The organism is Mesobacillus foraminis (assembly GCF_004340465.1).
Lineage (GTDB): Bacteria > Bacillota > Bacilli > Bacillales > Cytobacillaceae > Mesobacillus_B > Mesobacillus_B foraminis.
Genome location: NZ_SLVV01000006.1, coordinates 378,258 through 401,749 on the forward strand (window position 1 = coordinate 378,258; position 23,492 = coordinate 401,749).

A 23,492-nucleotide genomic window follows, 5' to 3' on the forward strand; every position below is an offset into this window, starting at 1 on the left:
GGAAGAAAAAATGTGGGTTATTACTGTTTTTGCAGACCAAAATGTTACCATGTATGAATTTGAAACTGAGAGTGAGGCCAGAGAGTGCATTCGGGCCATGAAGGGACGCAAGATTCTCTCCCACGTTGTCTACTATAATGATAAGATCCTTGAAGGTGCTGTATCATAGAATGTTAGAATAGGAGGCTGGCTTAGACAAGGCAACCTCTTTGTGATCGTCCAGATGATCATGGAGGGAATGGGCCAGCTGAGCCAGCCTCTTTATTGATGAGGTCAGAGAAGGGAAGGGAAGGGGGACTCTGCCACGGCGATTGCAAAATTAATGCCAAAGAAAAAACAATTACAGCTGCAATTCATTGAAACAATCGGAGCCGGACTGGCCGGGGGACTGATTTTTACACTACTTCACTGGCCGTTAGTGTGGATGCTGGGACCTTTAAGCGCTGTTCTAATCTGGAAGCTGGCTTCAAGACGAACTCTTTTTTGGCCGGTCAGCTTCCGTAACGGCGGACAGGTGTTATTAGGGTACAGCATGGGCCTGTCGTTCACAAGTGAAAGCGCCAGGCAGATTGCCAGACAGCTGCCTTCAATGGCAATCATCACGATTCTGATGGTTGCGTGCGGACTGGGAGTTGCTCTCCTGGCGGCAAGATGGACGGGCATATCAATCCAGAGTGCCGTGATGGGAACCACGCCGGGCGGGTTGTCGCAAATGGTGGTGTTAAGCGAAGAGATCAAGGGAGCAGAACCTACGATTGTTACCTTCATGCAGACCATCAGGATGCTGACCGTTATTTTTATTGTGCCGGCTTTATCTTTTCATGCGTTAAGCGGGGAGGATGTGAAGAATGTTTCTGCGTTCGAGCAGGGAGCCGGCCCGGAGCCCGGAAATATCCTTTTCTATCTGTTTGTCATTGGGGCTGTTCTTCTGGCAACGAGGCTGGCGGTCCGATTTAACTGTCCTACACCCTATATTATTGGCCCGCTTATGACATCCGCGATTTTCACCCTAAGCGGAATGCCAGCCCCGCAGCTTCCACCTTTGCTGACCATCATTGCTCAGCTGTGCCTGGGAGTTTATCTGGGGATGGGGATAAAAGTCAACCTGCTGGGGAACTGGCGTCGTCTCCTGCCTATTTCTCTCATATCAGGATTATTAATCGTGGGATGTGCATTGGCCTTGGCCTATGCATTGCAGCGTATCTATCCGATTTCCATGGCGACCGCATTTTTATGCATTGCGCCTGGAGGACTTCCAGAAATGGGGGTGACGGCTCATACCGTCCATGCAGATGTTTCAATGGTGGCAGCCTATCAATTGTTTCGGGTATTCTTCATATTGTTTATTATTCCTATTTTCTTGCGATGGATTTTTGGGAAGAACAAAGAAATGAGCGGTGAGGTTAGGTCAGTAACAAAATCATGAATAAATACTAAAAGGCAGGCTCTTTTATAGAGGCCTGCCTTCTTGTTTTTAGGGATAGAGGCGGGTTAGCGGGCGCTAGCTTTTGTCTAATAATGTGCTAACAGAACGTCGGTACCTGTGTTTGCTGGCTATTCTCTCTCCAATGTGTTAACGACTTCTTCCAGTGCTTCATATTCATCCTCGCCGGAAACCTCGAGTGTGATGGTTGCCTGTTTGGGGATGGCCAGTGATAAAACGCCTAGAACAGATTTCACATTCACTTTCCGGCCGTTATGGGTGAGGAAAATATCTGCATTAAATTTTGAAGCTGTCTGAACCAGCTGATTTACCGGCTTTGCATATAATCCCGCTTTTCGATTGATCCTTATTGTTCGTTCAATCATCCTTGTCCTCCTTGTATCGGTTTTTTGGTTTTGAACCATGTTCTTATGTATGAAACTATTTCACATAAAATGCATCTTTCATTCAAAATGGACGATTTTGTGTGTTCGTCCTGCTGACAAACGATGGAGACAAGGAACATTGTTGGATAATAAAGTTTCAAGAAAAGTATTTTGATTCCGAGAGATAGTAAGATAGGGTTTTTTACCCGGAGATTTGTAAACGTATTCAAAAAAATGATTCTTTTTTACTAGTTTTTGAGGGTGTCTTTTGTTATAGGGTCATTAGTCTTGAGTGGAACATTAAGAATTCGTATAGGAAAATTATAGCAAAATATAGATTTGAATCCTGATCCGGATTTATTATAAAGTAATATTTCCTATTATATACGCTTTTTTAATCGAATTTAGAGGTTCAATCGGGTGGGAATTATATACATATAATGTACCTGTCTAAAAGGAGGAAAATCTTATCAGTTTATTTGCGGGATAATAGTCCCCTTCTAAGTGAGAATCCGCGACTAAATGCTTATTAAATGGAAATATTGGTGGTGCTTTGTCGAAATCTTAATAGCGAACACGTGCGGATGTTTATGTTAAGGTGTTAATTGTGTGGAAATAGAGGAAAAATTTTCATATGAAATTATTGGTAAAGGAGGAAGCAAGTTGATTGAGGTAAATAATCTCACGAAGGAATTTTCAAACAAAAAAGGCTTGTTCGATGTGGATTTTAAAGTGGAAAAAGGACAGATATTTGGGTATCTTGGGCCAAATGGAGCAGGAAAATCGACAACCATCAGGCATTTGCTGGGATATGTTAAACCCCAGAAGGGCCAGGCAAAAATTAACGGGTTTGACTGCTGGAGCGAATCAGAAAAAATTCACGGGCAACTGGGATATATTCCTGGTGAAATTGCTTTCGTTGAAGGAATGAGTGCAGTAGATTTTTTGAATTTAATGTCCGGTATGCGAGGTACTAAATCAAATGAAAAACGAAATGAGTTAATAGCAAGATTTGATTTGGACATTAAAACCCCAGTAAGGAAAATGTCAAAAGGAATGAAGCAAAAGCTTGCTATTATAAGTGCATTTATGCATGATCCTGAAGTGATCATCCTTGATGAGCCTAGTTCTGGACTTGATCCGCTTATGCAGCGGGAATTCGTTGATTTGCTTCACGAAGAAAAGAAAAAAGGCAAAACCATCCTAATTTCATCCCATATTTTCAGTGAATTAGAAGACACGGCAGATATCATTGCGATTATTCGACACGGAAAGCTGATAAAAACTCAGGATGTACATACTTTAAGGGAAGAGATGGCCAAGAATATCTATGAGGTTGAGTTTCAAAATCAGGAAGATGTTCATAGTCTCATGAATTCGGATCTTGCCATCAGCAATCATGAGGGGAATAAAGCGACTATTTCTGTTGATCGGGATGTAAATGAAATATTTAAATATTTATCAAGGTATAAGATTAAAAAGTTTGATGTACCAAAACAGCGTCTTGAGGATATTTTCATGAAATATTATAACGACAAGGAGGAGCACCTATGAATCTTGCATTATATAAAGCCATGATGAAAAGTCATAGCAAACTTCTTATTACCTATTCATGCAGCGTTTTTTTATATTTATATTTGCTCGTTATGACTTTCCCAATGTTTGCAGAGTCTCAACAGTTGAATGATGTGTTGAAGGGATTGCCTGAGAGTGTTCAAGTTGCTTTTGGCATACAGGGGAATTTAAGTAATGTGAATGACTATATGGCCATGAATTTCTATAATTCACTCTATCTTTATATTCTTATGGCGTATGCCATCTTAACTGCTATCCAGCTGGTCAGCCGGTTTGTCGATCGGGGATCAATGGCTTATCTTCTTTCCTCGCCGGTTTCGCGTGTACAAGTGATTAACACCCAGGCAATGGTGCTGATAACAGGTTTGTTCGTTGTCAATCTCTTCACGTATTTTGGCGGGTACTTGGGTGTTCTCTCGTTTACAGATAAAAATGGTTTTGATATGTCGATTTTTACCCAAATGAATTTGATCGTGATGCTAATTTTCCTGGTTATCAGCGCGTATTCCTTTTTATTCTCCTGTCTCTTTAATGAGGAGAAACTGGCAATGGGGGCGAGCTTTGGAATCACTATCCTTTTTTACTCTCTGGATTTGGCCAGTAAATTGTCTGAAGAGATTGACTGGTTAAAATATTTTACCATTTTCTCTCTTTACCAGCCGCAGAAAATTTCACAAGGGGATTATAACGTATTGAGTACTAGTATGATCCTCAGCATTGTAGCAATTGTCCTCTTTATTCTAAGTGCCTCTTTATTTAAAAGAAGAGATCTAACTTTATAGGGCTGATTTTTTGAACCCAGCATGAGCAGATGACTTTCCGAACAAGAGAAAAGAAGGAGGGAAAAGGATGAAACTGTTCTGTATTCCATTTGCAGGTGGTTCCGCAACGGTCTACTCCAAATGGAAAGGGAGGTTAGGGGGCAATATTGACATTGTGCCATTGGAACTTTCGGGCCGCGGAGACAGATTTGGAGAACCTTTATATAAAGATTTTCAGGCAGCAGTGGATGATCTTTATGACTTTATTCTTAAAAACATGCATGAAGGCCAGCCATATGCGATTTTTGGCCACAGCATGGGGGCATTGCTTGCCTATGAATTGTATGTCAAATTAGCTCTAAATAAAAATGCCCTGCCGGTCCATATGTTTTTTTCAGGCAGGGAAGCCCCGCATATTAACCTGTTTGAAACAAAAAAAATAAAGATCAGTAACCTTCCAGCCAATCAATTTCTGGAGGAGTTAAAGAAATATAACGGTGTTACAGCAGAGTTTCTGGAAAACCAGGAACTGGTCAATTTATTTTTGCCGATCATCCGATCTGATTTCCATCTTGTAGAAAATTATGTATACAAGCACAACCATGTCAAACTCCACTGCCCGATTACAATATTGAATGGCACCGAGGATTATACAACAGAGGCCAATGTGAATGAGTGGAAATCATATACAAATCATCCATGTGAAATTGTGAATGTTGATGGGGGCCACTTTTTTATTGAAAATCAACTAGACGTTGTATTAGAACAAATTCAATCCACTTTAGAAAAAGCCGAGGTTAAATCCCTCGTATAGACCGAAAAGTAAAAGAGGTGTGGAAATGAAAAAGTACAATGATGAGAATTATCAACAGATGATAAAAGAATTGGAAGATACAATCAAGACATTGCCTTTCGTAGAAAAAGCGGGGGTGATTCTTGTTGAAGATGAAATCACAATGGCACCTTTACATGTTGATGATATTCTTCCAGAAGAAAATTTTAGTACATACGAAGAGATCTCAGTTAAAGGAGGAGAACCAATTCCTGAATCAATAAATGATGTCTGTCAGCATCAGGTAAGGAAACCTGCTGTCTCCTACGGGGGAGATCTAGTTATTCAACCCGGCCAGCCTGCTACATTGCAGGAAATTCTGAGGAATGCTGCAAAACAATACGGTGATCATGGAATCACCTACGTTTATACAGATGGCTCGGAAGGATTTCAAAGTTATAAAGATCTTCTGCAGGAGGCTGAAAAGGTACTTGCCGGCCTTCAGAAACTGGGACTGAAACCTGGTGACCCTGTCGTTTTTCAATTTAAGGATAATAAAAAGTTCGTAACATCGTTTTGGGCCTGTATTTTGGGCGGGTTTTTACCGACTCCGGTGGCTGTCGCACCGATTTATACGGAAATGAATGCAGTCATCAATAAGCTTTATAATTCATGGAAGCTTCTCTCTAAACCGTTGATTTTAACAGAGCTTGACCTTGAAGAAAAGCTTGGCATGCTTGAAGAGCTTTGGAATGAGCCATCTCTCAGGATCGAAACCTTTCAACGGCTTAGCGAGAGTCCTGCAAATCATGACTGGTTTGAAGCAACAGATGAGAGCTTCGTGTTAAATCTATTGACTTCCGGCAGTACAGGGATACCGAAATGTGTTCAACACCGTAATAAGTCAATTATTTGGAGAACGATCGCTACTTCTGTTAAAAATAGGTTCAATCATGAAGATATTTCTTTGAACTGGATGCCTCTGGATCATGTCGGTGGAATCGTTATGTTCCATGTAAGAGACGTTTATTTAGGCTGCAATCAGATACTTGGTCATATAGACCATATTATTCAAAAGCCCCTTACCTGGCTGGATTGGATTGATCGGTACCGAGCTACGATTACCTGGGCGCCTAACTTTGCCTTCTCCATGCTGAATGATGCGATAGCAGAAGCCGGAGAGAAATCATGGGATCTGTCTTCAATGAACTATCTATTAAATGGCGGAGAGGCGGTTGTGGCAAAGGTTGCTCAACAGTTTCTCACTCTGTTGGAGCCATTTCATCTCCCGGGCAATGCGATTGTCCCAGCCTATGGAATGTCAGAGACTTCATCTGGAATCGTTGAGTCAAAGAACCTCTCCAGGGATTCAATCTCTGGACTAAATATGATCGATAAGCGTTCTTTAAGTGGAGTTGTCAGGCGCGTATCCGGTGATGATGTGAATCAAGTTGTATTTACAGAATCTGGCGAACCGCTTCCTGGAGTACGTTTAAGAATTACAGATCGTGATAACCAGATCCTTAATGAAGGGATCATTGGCAGATTACAAGTAAAAAGTCCGAGTGTCATGAATGGCTACTACAAGAATGAGGAAGCAAATAAAGAAGTTTTTACAGAGGATGGCTGGTTTGATACAGGTGATCTAGGGTTTTTAATGGCTGGAAGATTAACCGTCACTGGCCGTGCCAAAGATGTCATCATCATGAACGGAAACAACTACTACAATTATGATATTGAAGCTGTGGTAGAGGAAATTGAAGGCATTGAAGTTACATTTGCTGCAGCCTGTGCGATTCCAGATGAACAAGGAGTTGATCAGTTAGCTATATTCTTTGTGCCCGATCGCCACCACGCAAAGAATATAATGCCCCTTATTCAAACGATAAAACAAGCATTGAGCAGAAAGTTTGGTTTGAATCCCAAAATTATTATCCCACTTTCGAAAGAAATATTTCCAAAAACAAATAGTGGGAAGATCCAAAGAAATGACCTTATTCAAAGGTATAAAGCAAAGGAATATCAAGCAATTACCAGGGAAATCGATCTCCTGTTGGAAAACGATTATACATTCCCTGATTGGATCTATAAAACTGACTGGACCATATGTGATTCTCCACCAATAGGAAAGGAGAAAATGGTTTTAACTGCGAATACCATCGTATTTACAGAATGGCAAGAAGAACATGAAGAAAATAGGGAACACAAAGCGGTATATGTGAAAAAGGGAAACCAATTTAGAAGAATTGATGCCCAGCATTATGAAATCAACTCCCATCATCAAGAGGATTACCAAAAACTGCTTGATTCTGTCCTAGAAGACCGTGAGAAAATTGATCAGATTATACATTTATGGAATATAGAAACGGGTCATAAGGAAATAGGCAATCTTCACGAGCTGAAAGAATCCCAATTCAATTCCAGCTACAGTCTGCTGTTTTTAATACAGGCGCTGAACAAGCATGTTCATGACAAGATGGACCTCTATGTAGTTACAAAAAATGCCGTGCCGGTATATGAAAATGAACAGATTTCATTTGAAACGTCAACGATCACGGGATTTATCAAAACGATTCCTCATGAGTTGCCCCATATTACTTGTAAACAAATTGATTTAAACGAAGAGGATAAAGAGTATGTTTACAACTATTTAAAACAAGAAGCCAGCATTCGCGACCAACACAGTGTTTTAGCCTATCGAAACAAACAGCGTATGATTCCGGCGATAAAAAAAGTTGATCTCCTTTCTGGAAGGAATCGTACCACTCCTTTGAAGACCCATGGATTTTATCTGGTTACCGGAGGACTGGGCGGTATCGGGAAAATTGTGTGTGAACATCTTCTCAAGAGGTACCAGGCGAATATTCTAATCATTGGAAGAACACCATTGTGTACAGGAAACGGCAAGGAACAGTCACAAAAAACAAAAATCTTTGAAGACTTAAAAAAGCAGGAGAGCTTTGGAGGACAGGTTTTTTACGAAACTGCCGACCTGACAGATAATGACCATTTAAGTAAACTGATAACCGATTATGAGGGGTCATTGGATAAGGAATTGGATGGAGTCATCCATTTGGCGGGGATTATCCAGGAATGTCTTTTACTGGATCAAACACATGAGCTGCTGGAAGAAATGTACGAAGCCAAAGTATATGGAACATGGGTATTGCACCAGATTCTTAAGGAGAAGAAAGAAGCTGTTTTTATCTCAACTTCATCAGCAAGAACGATCACATCGGGGATGACAGTGGGTGCTTATTGCTCGGCAAATCAATTTAATGAGACTTTTGCCATATATCAGAATCAGTTCCCTTATTTAAACGCTTATTGCTTCTCCTGGAGCCTATGGGATGACTTAGGGATGGGAAAAGGATTAATGATCAAGGAAGTGCTGCAACATAGAGGCTATACTCCGATTGAGGAACGGAAGGGCCTTTACTCCTTTTTAGCGGGTCTTAAACTCGGTGAGCCTACTCTTTATGTTGGCCTGAACGGGGCTAAAAAAGAGATTCAAGAACTAAGCCAATCGAATATCGAGCCAAACTATAAATGGAAAGTATACCTTCAAATGGACCTTGAACAAGATCAGCTAGAACAAACCTTAAAAGCCTGTAGGGAAACTGCTGCGGCCTCGCTTGATCTATTGGATTTCCCTATCGAGCTGGAGAGAAAGGACGAACTTCCTTTAAATTCTTACGGAGAGGTCGATAAAAAAGCCTTATTGGAGCTTCATAAGTCTGAAGACATAAGGGATTGTGCACCGAGAAATCAACTTGACCTTGTCCTTGTCGAATGCTGGAAAAGAATATTGGATTCAAAAAAGATATCCATACATGACAGCTTTTTTGATCTGGGTGGGAACTCGCTGCAAGCAACACAGCTTCTTTCAGCCATTCAAAATGAGGTTGGAATTAAACTGGAGCTAGAGGACTTATTTTATAAACCGAAATTATCGGATTTATCAGACCTGATCGATGAATGCATTCAGCTTGAACGAACAAATATTCGCACAAAAATACCCTCCAGGGAATATGGGGAAATCGTTCCAATGTCTTCTTCGCAAAAACGCCAATGGTTTTTGTATGAATTGGAACCGAATAATCCCTTTTACAATAACACTGTCATTATTGATCTAAAAGGTGCTGTTAATGGAGAAAGAATAGAAAAATCCCTTACTAGTATAGTATACCGACATGAAACACTACGAACAACATTTGATGTGATTAACGAACAGCCGAGCCAGATCATTCATAAGGAAGCGTCCATCGCTCTCCAGGTAAAAGATTTTCTCATTGAAAGGAAAGAACCTAATGATGAGGTTATTGATTCTTTCATAAGAGAAGAGTCCATGAAGCCTTTTGACCTTGTTGAAGGACCAGTTTGCCGTTTTAATTTGTTAAAAATCGATGAGGATGAATGGAAGCTGATTGTTACAATTCATCATATTGTTTCAGATGGCTGGTCAATTGGAGTCTTTGTAGACGAATTCTCCAAGCTCTATCATTCACATGGTCATGCATATCAAGCTACGGGCGTCCTTGAAATTCAGTATGCAGACTACTCACTGTGGCAAGCGGAATGGGTTAAGAGTGAGGATTATCTTAAACAATTATCCTACTGGAGAGAACAATTATCAGGCTCGCTGCCAATACTGGATTTACCAACAGATAAACCAAGGCCTGCAATCCAGACCTATAGCGGGAAAATAGAGACTATGATGCTTGACAAGAATTTAACCCAAAAAATTAGGCAGTTGGCGAATAAAGAAGAATCAACCATCTACATGGTACTGCTCGCGGGTTTTGCTGCACTTCTAAAACGATATTCGAATCAGGAAGAAATGATCGTAGGGTCCCTTTTTGCCAACCGAAATCGAGTAGAGGTAGAACCCTTGATTGGATTCTTTACCAATACCTTGCCATTAAAATTCAACTGCGAAGGAACATTCCGCAAATTCCTGAGCCAGGTAAAGACAACTGTATTAGAAGCTCAGGCAAACCAGGATGTCCAGTTCGAACAATTGCTGGATGAAGCCGGGATTGAAAGGGATCCAGGCAGGCACCCACTGTTCCAGACCATGTTTGTGGTACAAAATGCGCCTATCAAACCAGTTTCAACGGATGAGCTTGAGATGGACGTAAGTATTTATTACAACGAGACATCTAAGTTCGATTTGTCGATGCAAATCTTTGAAATCCAAAATGAACTGAAAGTCATATTGGAATTTAATACAGACTTATTCGAGGAAGCCACAATAATAAGGTTGTTAGAGCATTATAAAAACATCCTTACAGGAGCGGTTGAATCTTCAGAAAACAGAGTAGATGAATATCCAATTGTAACGGAAAAGGAAAGAGGCAGCCTTGCAAACTGGTCGTCGGAAGAGCATGAAAGTGATTTTCTCAGACGAGAAACCATCATTCACCATTTTGAGAATTGTGCTGCAACATACCCAGAAAAGTGCGCTTTAGTCTATAAGGGCAAGGAGATGACGTATCGGGAAGTAAATGAGCAGTCAAATAATTTGGCTCGCTTATTACAGAATCAGGGGATTGAACAAGAAGAAATCATCGGAATTATGTCTGAACGATCTTTTGAGATGGTGATTGGAATTTTGGCTGTACTTAAAGCTGGCGGAGCCTATATGCCAATTGACCCCAATTTTCCAATAGAAAGAATCAGCTATATGCTTGAAAACAGCCAGGCCAAAAGAGTGATGGCCCAAAGGAAGTTCAGCCAGCAGATTGCTTCGGATGTTTCCATCATCGACCTTGACGACAGTAAAATATATACAGGTGATGGGGAAAGTCCAGCCATAAACATAAATCCAAACCAATTAGCCTATGTTATTTATACTTCAGGCTCTACGGGAAATCCTAAAGGAGTTATGGTTGAACATTCAAGCGTCCTTAATATCATTATTGATCTTCAGGAAAAATATCCGTTAGAGGAAAATGATGCTTATCTGTTAAAGACTCCAATCACTTTTGATGTATCAGTTGCTGAATTATTTGGCTGGTTTCACTCAGGCGGCAGGCTGGTGATACTTGAACAAGGAGCAGAAAAAGAACCACTGGCCATATTGAATGCCATTGACAACATTACGCATATAAATTTTGTGCCATCCATGCTGAGTGCTTTTATTAATACGCTCCAGGATCAGGAGATTACTGTATTAAATAAATTGAAATATGTCTTTGTTGCAGGGGAAGCATTGCCTGTTGAATTAGTAAAACAGTTTTTCCAGTTAACAGAACGTGTGCAGTTAGAAAATATCTATGGGCCGACGGAATCGACTATTTATGCAACCCATCATTCGCTGAAAAGAAGCGAAATCCAAACGACAATCCCTATCGGCACTCCAATGAAAAATATTAAAACGTATATTGTTAATCCCAGCAATCAGCTGCAGCCTATCGGGGTGGTCGGTGAGTTATGCATTGGCGGAGCTGGAATCGCCCGAGGATATTTGAATAATACGGAACTGACAAACGAAAAGTTTGTTGATAATCCATATTCTCCCGGAGAAAAAATGTACCGTACAGGAGATTTAGCAAGATGGAGTCAAAACGGCACAATAGAGTATTTAGGCCGGATTGACCATCAGGTGAAAATAAGAGGAATAAGGATTGAACTGGGTGAGATTGAATCGGCCATTAAGCAAAATGAGCTGGTCAAGGATTGTGTAGTATCTGCAATAAGTGATAGCAAGGGCCTAAAACGCCTTGCAGCCTATATCGTTTTAAGAACGAAGGAAAATATTGATTGGGTCACATACTTGAACGATCTTTTGCCAGAATATATGATTCCCAATTATTTTATGGTCATGGACGTTTTACCAACGAATAACAGCGGAAAAATTGACCGGAAGAGCTTGCCGATTCCAAATTTAAGCCTCATCAATGACAGTAACGATTATAGTGAACCTGTCGGTGAAATGGAATCGGAGATGGCCTCAATCTGGCAGGATTTATTAGGAGTAAAACAGATTGGAAGAACGGATGATTTCTTTAAGCTGGGCGGTGACTCTATCGCTGTCATTCAGATGATCTCCCGGTTGCGCAAACAAGGGTATCAGCTTGAACCCAAGCTTGTATACGTGAATAAAACGATTGCCCAACTATCAAAGAAAATCGTAAAAACAAAATCGGTTCCCGTTGTTTCTCAAAGTGCCGTTAAAGGTGAGGTGCGGCTGACACCAATTCAAAAATGGTTCTTTGAACAGAATTTTTCGGAAACCAATCATTGGAACTTACCTGCGTTAATTTGTTTTAAACAGAGCTATACATTGGAAGTGTTTAAACAGGCCCTCATTGCCATAGTCAATCATCATGATGCGCTTAGGCTGACCTTCTCTCAAGATGAAGATCACTGGACACAGACCAATGCAGGAATTGTGGAAGATATACAATTAAATGTCATAGATTGTTCGGGCTTAAGTGATTCGGAACAGGAATCAATGATTTTGGAGATCTCATCTAATGCACAAAGGTCACTAAAACTAGAGGAAGGTTTGTTGCTAAAACCATTGCTGTTCCAATGCAATGATGGTTCGCAAAAGCTATTTCTTGCTGCCCACCATTTAGTTATGGATGGAGTATCATGGAGGATCATTGGAGAGGATCTGGAACTGTCATTGAATCATTTAGCACAGGGGAACACACCGGTTCTTCCTAGTAAGACGACATCCTACAAGGAGTGGGCTGAAGCACAGTATCAGTATGCTGAGTCAGACGAAATAAAAGAAGAATTGACTTATTGGAATTCAATCATTGAGGAACAAAGCCCTTTTCTATCTGAAATTCCTGGCGAATCAGGAACTGAAGGTGAAGCAGAATCAATAAAGATTGTATTGAGTGAAACGTATACCAACAAAATAATGAGGACAGCAAATTCTGCCTACAATACGGAGATGAATGATTTGCTTCTTGCGGCTCTGTACCGTGCTGCAAAGATAAGTACTGGCAATCAGTCATTATCACTCATGCTTGAAGGGCATGGGAGAGAAAACATTGTTGAAGGGTTAGATTTAACAAGGACTGTTGGCTGGTTTACAAGTGCATTTCCACTGGTCATAAAGGGGGCGGCTGATGCTTCAATTGGCGACCAAATCAAGCTTGTTAAAGAAACGATACGAAGCATTCCTGCGAAAGGCATCGGCTTTGGCATCCTTAACTATTTGCGTAAGCGAAATGAGTTAGAAGGTGGTGCATATAAAGCTCCACAAATTTTATTCAATTATCTGGGTCAAATGGATTCTAACAGTTCAGAAGGTAAGGTTTTGTTAGCCCATCCGTCCACTGGTGATTTTCATAGCCCTGCAGCAAAAAGAGCCTATGCTGTCGAGATAAACAGTATGGTGATAGATGGTCGACTGGAAGCTGACATTTCACTGAACCGGGAGTTAACAAACAACCCGAAAATAAAAACATTCATTGCTGCCTTTGAACAAGAGCTGATCGAAATTGTGGATCACTGTCTAGATCCAGTGAATAAAGGATTTACTGCGTCAGATTTTCCGCTTGTCGGGTTAGGACAGGAGCTATTGGATCAGCTGCCAAAAACGACCGAAGATGTATACCCATTATCTCCTATGCAACAAGGCATGCTTTACCATGCACTGGCTGATGATGAAACATCTTCGTACAACGGCAGAATTTTCGTCACATTAGAAGGAAAAATCGATCAGAAGCTGATGAATAGGGCTTGGAAGCATGTGATTGAGAGGCATCCTATTCTTCGGACTACGTATGCATGGGAAGGCGTGCAGTCTCCAATCCAGATTGTACAGCAAAATGCAGAAGGTCTGGTTGAATTTGCCAGTTACAAAGCACACGCGGAAAAAGAAATACTCATACAAGACTTCTTAAAGAAACCTTTCCATTTAAATCAAGAGGCGCCTCTAAGGATTATGATTGTATCCGATCAATCGGAGAAGAGCCAATTGATTTGGAATTTCCACCATATTGCTTTGGATGGCTGGAGTGTCTTTATTTTATTGAGCGAGTTATTAGATATATACGATCAATTGACAAAAAAGCAAGAATTCCATCTGCCAGCGGTTCCAGCATATAAAGACTATATTGAATGGTATTTGGCTCAGGATAAGGAAAAAGCGCAGGACTTTTGGAGTTCTTATTTAAAAGGTTTCAAAGATGCAACCCCATTGCCTGGAGTAACTGAAGAAGAGTCTGGCAACGGACGGGATATTATTAAGACAACCTTTACGATACCTGAAGAAGTAACTTCTGTTATTACGGAATTTACGAAAAAGGAACAACATACATTAAATACATTGCTTCAAGCTGCCTGGGGGATTCTTCTTGGGCGATATACGGGCATGGAAGATATTGTGTATGGATGTACAGTCTCTGGCCGGCCACACTCAATTGAAGATGTCGAAAGAATGGTTGGCATTTTTATCAACTCCCTCCCGTTAAGAGTGGAATTGCAGCCTGAAAGAATGGTCAAGGACTTATTGTCATCACTGCAGGAAACGACCTTGGATATTAAGGAATATGAATATACTCTTTTGCCTGATATTCAGGAAGTGAGTGAAATTCCGTTTGGGCAGCCTCTGTTCAAATCGCTGTTAATCTATCAAAATTACCCGGTTGATCCAGAAATGAGGAATCCGGACCGGAATGTGGTCTTGAGTGGAATCCAAGGGACTGTTGATATCAACTATAATCTTATTTTAGAGGCGGCACCTAGGGATAAATCGATCCTTTTTGAAGTCTATTATAACCAGGGCCTCTGGAGTCAGGACTTTATTGAAAGATTATTCCTTTATTTTCAAAGTACTCTTCTGGAATTAATCGCTAAGTATGAGCAAACGATACATGACATTTCGATACTGACAGATGCCGAAAGAACGATGATTCTGGACGATTTTTCAAAAACAGCCAAGGTGGAAGTTCTATATGAGGATCAAGCAGAGATCTACCATGGCATTAATCTTCCAGAGAGAGAGACAGAGATTTATATACTGGATGAACAATGCCGCCCTGTGCCTGTTGGAATTATTGGTGAAATATATCTTTACAGCGATGATATTTATAGAGATTGCGGCAGCTGGGCCGAGTGGATGGAAGAAAACTGCATAGAAGATCCTTTCTCACAATCACAAGGGAAGAAGTTATATAAAACGGGAGACCTTGGCTTATGGGAAAAGGACGGTTCAATTAGAATCATCGAATTGACTTAAAAAAAAGGATGAAGACTCACAAGCGATGGCCGGCTTAGCCTGGCTCCCAGCTTGTGGGTCACCATTCATTTCTTATATTTGGAGGTTACGAATGAGTTATTTAAAAGGCAGAGGCAGAGTATCGAATCTGGTTCGAATCAATGGCCGAAGAGTAGATCTGACTCAAATCGAAAAAGGAATAAATCAGCATCCTGCCGTGAAACAGTGTGCGATTGTTGCGAAGCAGCCAGATTACGGCAGTTTGCAGCTAACGGCCTTTATTACGGCAGAACAAAAGCTTGATTTCCGTCATCTTTGTTCAGAGCTCAATATCGAAGAACACATGCTTCCGACAGGTTTTATCCAGCTTCCAGCACTCCCGGTAACAGAGGATGGCCAGGTAGATAAGGAACTGCTTAAACAATATCAAATCAGTGATCTAAAAGAGATAGACATATGGGAAAAAGAAATCCGGTCCATTCCGGGAATCGAGCATGCAGCAATTGTAAACGAAGAAGCTGTCAAGGATCTTGAATACATTCATACGAGTGATTTGGGGCTCCTGGAAAAAACTGGAAAGAAACAGTCCTTGCCTGTAAAGAACGAACAAACTGATCAAGGGGAACTTCAATTAGAAGAGTCTTCTGCTCCACTAGCTATCATCCGCGGAGGTGAGCAGGCAGCGGGTGGGGATGAACCAACAACACTTGTTGAAGTAATTGAAAGAGCAGCGCAAAACCATAGAAATCATGGGGTCTTTTTCATAGATACAGAAGGAACAAAAAGTTTTCTGGCGTACCCGGAGCTATTAACTGAGGCTAAATCAGTCCTTTCAGGTTTGGTTGATCATGGAGTAAGACCGAAGGATAAAGTCGTGTTTCAGCTGGAAGATAACCGTGATTTTGTCAGTGCTTTCTGGGGCTGCATACTGGGAGGCTTTGTTCCCGTCCCTGTCACTGTACCGAAGTCGTTTGCTGATTCATCCAATGATGCAAACACACTGAAAAACATCCTGAAATCACTGGGAAATCCTTTCATACTTACAAATAATCCAAGACTTTCAGAGGTTGAGACCTTATTTCAAGCAACATTGGAAAGAAACAGGATTATGTCCATCAGCGATGTAAAAAGCTATGCCCCTAGCGAAGAAATTTATCCGTCTTCCCCGGATGATCTCGCGATTATTTTATATACATCAGGCAGCACCGGCATGCCAAAAGGAGTTATGCAAAGCCATCAAACCATCATTGCGCGTGAAAGGGGAACCACTGCTTTAAACAGGTTTACATCAGAGGATATATCGGTCAACTGGATGCCCTTAGAACATGTTGGCGGAATCGTTATGTTCCACATTAAAGAAGTTTATTTAGGGTGTACGCAAATACAGGTGGACACGAACTATATCTTAACGGAACCTCTGCGCTGGCTGGACTTAATCGATTCTTATAAAGCGACCTTAACGTGGGCACCGAACTTTGCCTATTCCTTAGTGGTGGATCGGGTGGAGCAGTCACACGGCAGAACATGGGATTTATCTACTATGAGATTCATCCTTAACGCTGGGGAAGCCATCAATGCCAAAAGCTGTAAAAAGTTCTTGACGAAGCTTCATAAATTTGGATTGGCAGGCAGCTCCATGTTCCCAACTTGGGGCATGTCAGAAACATGCTCAGGTGTCGTTTACTCCAATACTTTTACGGCAGAGCCCCATACTGGCATACGAGTGCTTGATACTGCTTTTTTAACCGGGAAAGTCAGTCAAGTAAGCGAAGCCATTGAGGGACTCACTTTTACTGAACTGGGCAGAACGATACCTGGTGTCGATATAAGAATTGTAGACAGTAATAATGAGCTGGTTCGAGAAGGAGTCATTGGCAGCATCCAGATCAAAGGGAAAACGATTACTCTTGGGTATTATCAAAATCAGGCGGAAAATGAAAAAGCATTTACGGAAGACGGCTGGTTCCAGACGGGGGACCAGGGATTTATTTATAATGGTTCGCTGACGATTACAGGACGAATCAAAGATCTTTTAATTATTAATGGAGTAAATTACAGCAATGTTGAAATTGAGAGCCTTGTAGAAGAAGTTGAAGGAGTAGCCTTATCCTATGCTGCGGCTTGTGCGATCAGGGAGAATGAAAGTGACACCGACAAAATCGCCATATTTTATGCATCAGAATTAAGCAATCAAACAGAGATTTTTGCCCAAATAAAACAGGTGAGGAAAAAAATCAGTGATTCTCTAGGGTTGAGCGTGGACTATATTTTGCCGGTGACAAAAGAGGATATCCCCAAAACCAATATTGGCAAAATCCAGCGGTCAAAGCTTGTGAACCAATTCATGGAAGGAAAGTTTCTTGAACCGTTAAAGCAAGTGGATTTATTTGAGAAAAACGAACGAACGATTCCGAATTGGTTTTTTGAGAAGAAATGGAGCTGCAGGAAGCCTGAAAAGAATGCTTTAGATTTAACATCACGCACATTTTTATTCTTTGAAGAAGAAGCCACAAGAGGAATAGCCAAAGAGATTGCTGCGCAGGGAGGTACGGTTATCACTGTTCTTTCTGGAGAAAGCAAGAAAAAGATAGATGAACAGACCTACGTCATTGACCGCAGTGAAAAAACGGACTATTTATGGCTGATGGGAGAGATAAGGAAAGGCGATCTTCCAACAGATCTTCTTGTTAGTGCCAATTCAGGATATGATGGGGGTATTCTGTCAAACACTGAGATAAACGCTTTTTACCAAAAAGGGATCTATACACTATTATACCTCATTCAGGCATCAAGTCATTTACATTCTAAAAATATGAATCTGTATGTTCTGACAAAAAATAGTCAGAATTGGGAAAAGGACACATCTTTAAATTTCGCAGATGCCGTGATACCAGGCTTTATTAAAAGTGCCGCCCTCGAGAACTCCTGGCTAAATTGTTGCCATATCGATTTTGATCACCACAGCATGACGATTCCTTTGATTGATGAGCTGACTAGCCAGACCATGGCTCCGGAGGTAATCTACCGGAATCATAAAAGATATATTCCACTATTATCACCTTTAACTATTCAAGATGAGACGCAAACGGATACTGCTTTACAGAGTGAAGGACTATATCTGATCACTGGTGGTCTGGGCGGAATCGGTGTTGAGGTAATCAAGGAACTGTCTCATAAATTTGGATTGAAATTTATCATCGTTGGGAGAACCGTCCTGCCATATGAGGACTATGAAGCTAGTTCCCATGCTGAGGGGGTTGTCGCGGATCGTTTAAAAGCCTGCCGGGAATTAGCGGCCAATCAGGCAGAGTTCATTTATACGCATGGTGACATAACAGATCCTGAATTTATTAAAGCGTCCATAGAAAAAGGCGAAATGAAGTGGGGAATCCCATTATCCGGTGTGTTCCATTTAGCTGGGGAAGGAAATCTGGAAGATCATTGGAAGAACTCCGATCATCATTGGATCAAAACAGAAACCACGGCTGCCTATGAAAATATGTTCAAAGCAAAAGTTCATGGTACATTAGCCATCCATGAAGCAATCAAAGACGATCCTGAAGCAGCATTTATCCTCTTTTCCTCTGTTAATGGCTTCTTTGGGGCATCAACATTTAGTGCTTATTCAGCAGCAAATAGTTTTGTAGACCATTTTAGTGCCTACCGTTCGCAAAATGGATATCCGAATACATTCTGTTTCTCCTGGAGCATGTGGGATGACATCGGAATGAGTCAGAATAACACAGCAAATCAGGCTGCTGCCAGTAAAGGATTCATGACCATTTCAGCCAAACAAGGCCTGAATTCCTTATTGCTTGGGCTAAGTCTTAAGAGGACTGCTTTATTTGTGGGGCTGGATGGCAACAACCCGCATATCCGAAGCATATCGGAATTTGACCGTAATCTTGAATTAATGCCAACCGTTTATTATACAAGTGCTGAGGCGGAGTTTAACTCAGAGATGATCAAAGAGAAATTAACTTCACTGGGTGCAGCAGAGGATATCAGATTGGTCAAGCTGGCAGACATGCCTTTGTATGGAACAGGATCCGTTGATTACACCAGGCTTAATTCCGCAGCAGGCAACAGCGCTTCTCTAATGGAAAAGGATGAAGAGTTATCGGAAACAGAGACAATAGTAGCGAAAATCTTTAAAGAAATCCTGAAGGTTCATATGGTGAAAAAAAATGACAGCTTTTTTGAGCTGGGAGGCCATTCTCTTAAAGCGACGCAAGTTCTTTCAAGAATACAAAGTGAGTTTCAGGTAAAGCTGCCTGTTCAAGTTATCTTCCAATATCCTACGGTTGCTAAAATTGCAGGAGTGATAGATTCCAATAGGGAAAATGAGACGCAATTGATTGAGATTCCAAAGCTGCCGGAACAAGAGTATTATGAACTATCACATGCGCAGAAGAGGGTTTATTTCCTGACAACCATGGATTCCGAAAGCCACAATTATAATATTATCGGAACATGGAAGCTCAAAGGAAATCTAAAAAGTGATTTGCTTGAGAAGAGTTTACAGATACTTGTGGACCGGCATGAGTCATTGCGTACCACTTTCACAATGGTAAATGAAACTCCAGTACAAAAAATCAACAAGGATGGTGTGATTACCTGCTATTATGCAGATTTATCCGAGCTGGATCAAATAGCAAAGGAAAGGGCAGTAGAAGAGCTTACTCTAAGCGAAGCTGAAAGGAAGTATAGCCTGGAGGAAGGGCCGCTCATGGTGGCTACAGTTGTTAAGCTGGAGGAGTATCAGCATCTGCTATTAATTGCCCAGCATCATATCATTTCGGATGGCTGGTCTCTGGGAGTCCTTATCCAGGAGCTAAGCAATATTTATGAAGCCTATTTACAAGGGAAAACACCTGAGCTGCAGCCGGTCGACTGTAAAATAACCGATTATATTTCCTGGCATAATAAAGAAGCAGACAACAATAGCGGGAATCGTCAATACTGGATGAATCAGCTTAAAGGCGAACTTCCGGTCATCGAATTGCCATTGGACCATCCAAGACCAGCAATGAGAACCTATAATGGCGATACAAAACAACTAAAGATAAACGCAGACCTTACAAAAGAATTGAATAAAATTTGTAAAAAACAAGGGACCTCTCTGTTTATGACCTTACTAGCGGCCTATAAAGTATTTTTGTATAAATTAACAGGAACTAAAGACATCATTGTTGGCTCTCCGATTGCCGGAAGAAATCACAAAGCAGCTGAAAAGCTGGTGGGAATGTTTGTCAATACACTTCCATTCCGCACGTTCCTTAAATCGGAAGAAACATTCACAAGCTTGCTGGAAAGGGTTAAGCAAACAACACTTGAGGGATATGAACATCAGGATTATCCTTTTGATAAATTAGTGGAAGATGTAAATCCTGAACGGGATATGAGCAGGACACCTATTTTCCAGGTTATGATGGGATTATTAAACGTACCGCTTGATTTAAAATTAGGAGACTTGCAGATTCAAGAATTGATTAAAGAGCAGAAAGTATCCAAATTTGACTTGACACTTCATGTATTTGAGCGTGATCATGCGTTATCGATTTATTTTGAATACAATACCGATTTATTTACAAGGGAGACAATGAACCGTTGGATGGGTTATTTTAAAAATATCCTTGGTGCTATAACCGAGTCCCCTGCCATTAAAATCAATGAGATCGTCATGCAGGACAAGGAAGAATTAGAGTACTTTGCCAGGAACTTTAATCAAACATCCGTTCCATATCCAAGTGATAAAACGGTCCAGGAACTATTTGAAGAGCAAGTGATACTCCATCCACAAAAACCTGCCATTAACTGTAATGGACAGGAGATTTCGTATGCTGATTTAAATCAAAGGGCAAATGCCATTGCGAAAAAATTAAGAGAATCCCATACAGGGAAGAGCAAAGTGGCAGGGATTTTCATTGATCGTTCGATTGAGGCAATTGCTGGCATTATAGGGATATTAAAAGCAGGGTTTGCCTATCTCCCTATCGATCCAAAATATCCAAGGGAACGAATCCATTACATGATAGAATCTTCTAACGCAGAGGTCATACTGACAAAATCAGAGTATGATGGTTCTTTGCTGCCTGTTGAGGTTCTACAATTACATCTGGATGAAGAGTTGCGGAATCTTGTAGAGGAAAATCCCCCAAAGGCAAATGGAACGAGTGATCTAGCCTATGTCCTTTTTACATCCGGTTCAACAGGGCAGCCAAAAGGGGTGATGGTCGAGCATAAAAATATTGTGAGGCTAGTGAAGAATACAAATTTTATTGCCTTTGATGAAGATGACAAAATCCTGCAAACAGGTGCATTAACATTTGATGCTTCTACATTTGAAATCTGGGGTTCCTTATTGAATGGCCTAACCTTGTTTATCGTTGATGACCATATTATTTTAGATGCAGAGCAACTCGAGCAGGCCATTACAAGCAATGAAATTACCACCATGTGGCTCAGCTCGCCGTTATTTAATCAATTGTCTCAAGAGGATCCATCTATGTTCCGCAGTCTAAAATCCCTGGTCGTCGGCGGAGATGCCTTATCCGTAAAGCATGTTAATGCTGTCAGGAAGGAATGTCCAGAATTAACCTTGATTAACGGGTATGGTCCAACAGAGAATACAACGTTTACGACCACTTTTAAAATTGATAAGGAATACGGGCAATCGATTCCAATTGGAACGCCAATAAATAATACGCTTGTTTTCATATTTGACAAAGATCAAAATATCTGCCCAATAGGTGTGCCTGGCGAACTGTATGCTGGCGGTGACGGTGTAGCCAGGGGGTATATGAATGATGTTTCCCAGACAGCCGAAAAATTCATCACTCATCCTCTTGCTCCAGGCAGCACCCTGTACCGTACGGGAGATATCGTGAAATGGAATAAAGAAGGATCTATTGAGTATGTGGGCCGGGCTGACCATCAAGTTAAGATTCGGGGTTACAGGATTGAATGCGATGAGATTATGAACACAATCCTGGCCTGCGAAGGTGTAAAGGAATCTGCCGTTTTTGTCAGAAAGGATTCAAATGGCCATAAAAGTCTTGTTGCATACGTTGTTGGGGATCAAGTGACGAATGCAGCAGTAAAAAAACATCTGAAACAGCTGCTGCCAGATTATATGATTCCTGCCGCCATAACGGTCATGAGCAAATTCCCGCTGCTTAACAGCGGCAAAATCGATTATAAGGCATTGCCAGAGCCGCAGTATTTGGAGGATGCAAATGAAGGCTTTGAGGCACCAAGAAATGAAATGGAAAGAAAAATTGTTGAAGTATACCAAGATGTCCTGGGTGCAGCAAAAGTCAGTGTATATGATTCTTTCTTTGAGTTAGGCGGAGATTCACTGCTTAGTATTAAATTAGTCTCCAAGCTAAGAGAAAAGGGATATGTTGTTGATCCAAAAATGGTATTTATGTTCCAGACTCCATGGGCATTAGCTGAAATGATTGAAAACACTGAGGAATCCACAGTTGCTGGGGAAAGAGAACATGGAGATTATTTAATCCCGCTAAATTCCAGTACAAACCAGGAAGCAGGTTTGATTCTTGCACCTCCAGCAGGCGGAACAATCATGGGGTACATCCATCTTGCCAAGGAGCTGGATTGCCCGGTATACGGACTGCAAGCCCCTGGTTTGTATGAGGACGAAGAACCACAATATTTAAGTTATGAAGAGTTGGTCGCGTTTTTTATGAAATCCATTGAAGGAACGTATAGACCTGGAGTCGACTTTTTAGGCGGGCATTCCTTAGGGGGCCATATAGCGTTCGGACTTTGCCAGGAACTGATAAAACAAGGACGTCCCCCAAAGGGCTTAATCATTTTAGACACCACTCCTTCCCTCCAGTTAATTGAAGGGGCTGATAATGAAGATGTCAGTGAAGAAGAATTAAAAATGTTGTTACTGGCCCTGGGGATGGGCAATATGGTAGGAATTCCCCAGGAACAACTGAATGGTTTGAGCTATGAATCTGCAAAAAAGGTGATCATTGAAGCGGCAAAGAAAGATGAGAAAGTGAATGACTTTTTAACAGGTGATTACTTAGATAAATATCTTCAGCTGCAGCTTCATAATGTCATGATGTCAAGAGTACTGGAATTGGACGAAACGAAACAGCCTGTTCCAATCATTGTCATGAAGACAACAGATCATCCAGAAGAGATTGAAGAAAGATTTACAGAATGGGAGAAATATTCACTTGAGAAGGTAAAGTATATTGAGGTTCCTGGCAATCATGTGACCATGATGAGGGCGCCTCATGTTCAAAGACTCGCAGAACACATTAGTGGATTCATGCCTCAAAAAGTAAAAATATAATAATAGACCCAAAAGACATAATTAAATACAATTTCCAAAGCCTGCATAGGATGC

At 41.1% G+C, this 23,492-nt stretch carries 8 protein-coding genes; 7 read left to right on the forward strand and 1 reads right to left on the reverse strand.

The window, feature by feature from the left end:
* Positions 1-10: 10 nt before the first annotated feature.
* Both EV146_RS27575 and EV146_RS12950 read left to right on the forward strand, forming a co-directional pair.
* Complete coding sequence (locus tag EV146_RS27575) at positions 11-169, forward strand: hypothetical protein (protein ID WP_181215871.1); 159 nt, start codon at positions 11-13, stop codon at positions 167-169.
* Positions 170-322: 153 nt separating this feature from the next.
* Positions 323-1,426, forward strand: coding sequence for an AbrB family transcriptional regulator (locus EV146_RS12950; RefSeq protein WP_132006741.1), 1,104 nt, complete (start codon positions 323-325; stop codon positions 1,424-1,426).
* 128 nt (positions 1,427-1,554) lie between these two features.
* On the opposite strand, the gene EV146_RS12955 is transcribed toward EV146_RS12950, so the two are convergent.
* Positions 1,555-1,809 carry an HPr family phosphocarrier protein gene (locus tag EV146_RS12955; protein ID WP_132006744.1) on the reverse strand — a complete coding sequence of 85 codons (255 nt, stop codon included), beginning with the start codon at positions 1,807-1,809 and terminating at the stop codon, positions 1,555-1,557.
* A 663-nt stretch (positions 1,810-2,472) separates the two neighbouring features.
* On the opposite strand from EV146_RS12955, the gene EV146_RS12960 reads away from it, so the two are divergent.
* The 5 genes from EV146_RS12960 to EV146_RS12980 all read left to right on the forward strand — a co-directional run bounded on the left by EV146_RS12960 (position 2,473) and on the right by EV146_RS12980 (position 23,438).
* On the forward strand, positions 2,473-3,363 hold the full coding sequence (locus tag EV146_RS12960; protein ID WP_132006747.1) for an ABC transporter ATP-binding protein: 891 nt from the start codon (positions 2,473-2,475) through the stop codon (positions 3,361-3,363).
* Positions 3,360-4,166: an ABC transporter permease subunit gene (locus tag EV146_RS12965; RefSeq protein ID WP_132006750.1), complete on the forward strand. Its 807-nt coding sequence runs from the start codon at positions 3,360-3,362 to the stop codon at positions 4,164-4,166. The genes EV146_RS12960 and EV146_RS12965 overlap by 4 nt, the downstream gene beginning before the upstream one ends.
* Before the next feature lie 67 nt (positions 4,167-4,233).
* Positions 4,234-4,959, forward strand: a complete 726-nt coding sequence (locus EV146_RS12970; RefSeq protein WP_132006753.1) for a thioesterase II family protein — start codon at positions 4,234-4,236, stop codon at positions 4,957-4,959.
* Positions 4,960-4,984: 25 nt separating this feature from the next.
* Positions 4,985-15,124 (forward strand): non-ribosomal peptide synthetase, encoded by a 10,140-nt coding sequence (locus tag EV146_RS12975; protein ID WP_132006756.1) that lies wholly within the window; start codon positions 4,985-4,987, stop codon positions 15,122-15,124.
* A gap of 91 nt (positions 15,125-15,215) precedes the next feature.
* Positions 15,216-23,438 (forward strand): non-ribosomal peptide synthetase, encoded by an 8,223-nt coding sequence (locus tag EV146_RS12980; protein WP_158287096.1) that lies wholly within the window; start codon positions 15,216-15,218, stop codon positions 23,436-23,438.
* Positions 23,439-23,492 lie beyond the last annotated feature (54 nt).

Bases quoted from the DNA above. Each gene is read 5' to 3' on its own strand.
- EV146_RS27575 (WP_181215871.1), top strand. From the start codon at position 11: ATGTGGGTTATTACTGTTTTTGCAGACCAAAATGTTACCATGTATGAA.
- EV146_RS12950 (WP_132006741.1), top strand. From the start codon at position 323: ATGCCAAAGAAAAAACAATTACAGCTGCAATTCATTGAAACAATCGGA.
- EV146_RS12955 (WP_132006744.1), bottom strand. From the start codon at position 1,809: ATGATTGAACGAACAATAAGGATCAATCGAAAAGCGGGATTATATGCA.
- EV146_RS12965 (WP_132006750.1), top strand. From the start codon at position 3,360: ATGAATCTTGCATTATATAAAGCCATGATGAAAAGTCATAGCAAACTT.
- EV146_RS12970 (WP_132006753.1), top strand. From the start codon at position 4,234: ATGAAACTGTTCTGTATTCCATTTGCAGGTGGTTCCGCAACGGTCTAC.
- EV146_RS12975 (WP_132006756.1), top strand. From the start codon at position 4,985: ATGAAAAAGTACAATGATGAGAATTATCAACAGATGATAAAAGAATTG.
- EV146_RS12980 (WP_158287096.1), top strand. From the start codon at position 15,216: ATGAGTTATTTAAAAGGCAGAGGCAGAGTATCGAATCTGGTTCGAATC.